Origin of the sequence: Pseudomonas sp. (assembly GCF_049645325.1) — a bacterium.
Classification (GTDB): domain Bacteria; phylum Pseudomonadota; class Gammaproteobacteria; order Pseudomonadales; family Pseudomonadaceae; genus Aquipseudomonas.
Genome location: NZ_JBARTQ010000453.1, coordinates 1 through 1,865, shown reverse-complemented (window position 1 = coordinate 1,865; position 1,865 = coordinate 1). Strand labels below are relative to the sequence as shown.

Here is a 1,865-nt window from a genome sequence, read left to right as displayed (position 1 = left end):
ACCATAGGACGGTAAGCCTGAATGTCCGAACTAGATTGGAAAGCGGCCGTAACGGTTGAGCTAACCGGGAGGCGCGTTGTTTGCGCCGGTCTGGTTGAGAGATTTGTTGGACGAAGCCGCTTCGCGGAGAAAGCCGAGACGCCCGATCAAACTTAAAATGTAACCTCACGCCCTCGCAAGCGAGGGATCATTCCGCCAAGAATCATGAGGTTACATAGCCATGACAGCATCATCGGAAGCCGATTTCAAGCGCAACTACGAAACCCACCTCAAGCATCTTCAGCTCAAGGGCCTACAGCCGAAGACCATCGAAGCTTATTCCCGGGCGATCCGTCGCATCGGTGCCTATTTCGAGCATCGAATCGAGGACCTCTGCGAGCAGCAACTGATCGACTACTTCACCGACTTGCTGGAGTCGCACTCCTGGAGCGCCGTCAAGCTCGACCTGTACGGCTTGAAGTTCTTTTACGCCCATGTGCTGCACAAACCCTGGGCGAACGTCGATCTGATCAAGCCGCCGAAGGCGCAACGCTTGCCCGATATCGTCACCGTCGAAGAGGCGAAACGGGTGTTCGCGGCGACCTCTACGCTGAGCTACCGGGTCTTCTTTTTCACCGCCTACAGTCTTGGCCTGCGCCTCGGTGAAGGCTTGCGTCTTCAGGTCGGCGATATCGATGCCGCGCGTAAGCGCGTGCATATCCGCGACGCCAAGGGCAACAAGGACCGTCTGGTTCCGCTGCCGGAGACGACGCTGGATTTGCTGCGCCGCTTCTGGCAGGTGCATCGCAATCCCGTCTTGCTGTTTCCCAATCGCCACGGCGGCCTGAAGGGGGCCTGCTGTGCCACCACGCCCCTGGATCGCGGCGGTGTGCAAATCACCCTGCGCAAGGTGGTCGAAGCCTGCGGGATAAAAAAAAGATCACCCCGCATTGTCTGCGCCACAGCTATGCAACCCACTTGATCGAAGCCGGTGTCGATCTGCTCGAAGTGCAGAAGATCCTCGGCCATCACTCGATCCTGACGACTGCAAAATACACCCATCTGACATCCGGCACGCAGCACAACGCAAGGCAGGTCATCAACGCGCTGATGAATGGCTTTTCCATCGATTGGGGGAATGCCAAATGATCCTGCTCTCCTCGATTATCGAGCGCTTTGCAGCGACGTTCCTGGCCCAATACCAAAATTCAACCCTGCCTTCCCATCGCCATGCCCTGGCCGTGATGAAGGACTGCCGTACTTTGCACAGTCCCGTGATGCAGGCCCAATGCACCGATTGTGACCGCCGGGTCTTTGTGCCGCACTCCTGCGGGCATCGCAGCTGTCCCCACTGTCAAAACCATGAGAGTCAGCAGTGGCTGGAGCGTCAGCTCAATAAACAGGTGCCCGCCGAGTACTTCCTGTTGACTTTCACCCTGCCGGCTGAGCTCAGAGCCTTGGCCTGGAGCCATCAACGCACGCTCTATTCCGTGCTGATCCAGGCGAGCTGGGAGTGCGTAAAAACCTTCACGCACAACGATCCGCGGCTTGGCGGATCGGCCGGGGCCATCACGGTCCTGCACACCCATTCGCGGCGCCTCGATTTCCATCCGCACGTGCACTTGGTCATGCCTGCGGCGGCCATCGATGCAAACAAAAGGCTCTGGCGGACCAAGAAAGCCAAAGGCAAACGCGCCTATCTGTTCAATCACAAGGCGCTGGCCAAGGTCTTTCGCGCCAAGGTGCTGGCCGCCATCACTGGCGAAGGGCTCACCCTGCCTGCAAGCCACCCCCAAGAGTGGGTCATCGACTGCAAGAGCGTCGGTACCGGTGAGAAGGCGCTGGTCTATCTCGGGCGCTATCTCTACCGCGGCGTGCTGCAGGAG

General features: G+C 58.8%; 3 protein-coding genes. All 3 read left to right on the top strand.

The annotated features are described in order from the left end of the window. The first annotated feature begins 220 nt into the window (after positions 1 to 220). The gene (locus WBB95_RS19690; RefSeq protein WP_424489098.1) at positions 221 to 961 is read left to right on the top strand and encodes a tyrosine-type recombinase/integrase; all 741 of its coding nucleotides are present in this window, start codon (positions 221 to 223) and stop codon (positions 959 to 961) included. Next, positions 958 to 1,128, top strand: a complete 171-nt coding sequence (locus tag WBB95_RS19685) for a tyrosine-type recombinase/integrase (protein WP_424489097.1) — start codon at positions 958 to 960, stop codon at positions 1,126 to 1,128. The genes WBB95_RS19690 and WBB95_RS19685 overlap by 4 nt, the downstream gene beginning before the upstream one ends. Further along, a partial coding sequence (locus tag WBB95_RS19680) for an IS91 family transposase (RefSeq protein ID WP_424489096.1) occupies positions 1,125 to 1,865 on the top strand: 741 nt, incomplete at its 3' end. The genes WBB95_RS19685 and WBB95_RS19680, both read left to right, overlap by 4 nt.

Bases quoted from the DNA above. Each gene is read 5' to 3' on its own strand.
- WBB95_RS19690 (WP_424489098.1), top strand. From the start codon at position 221: ATGACAGCATCATCGGAAGCCGATTTCAAGCGCAACTACGAAACCCAC.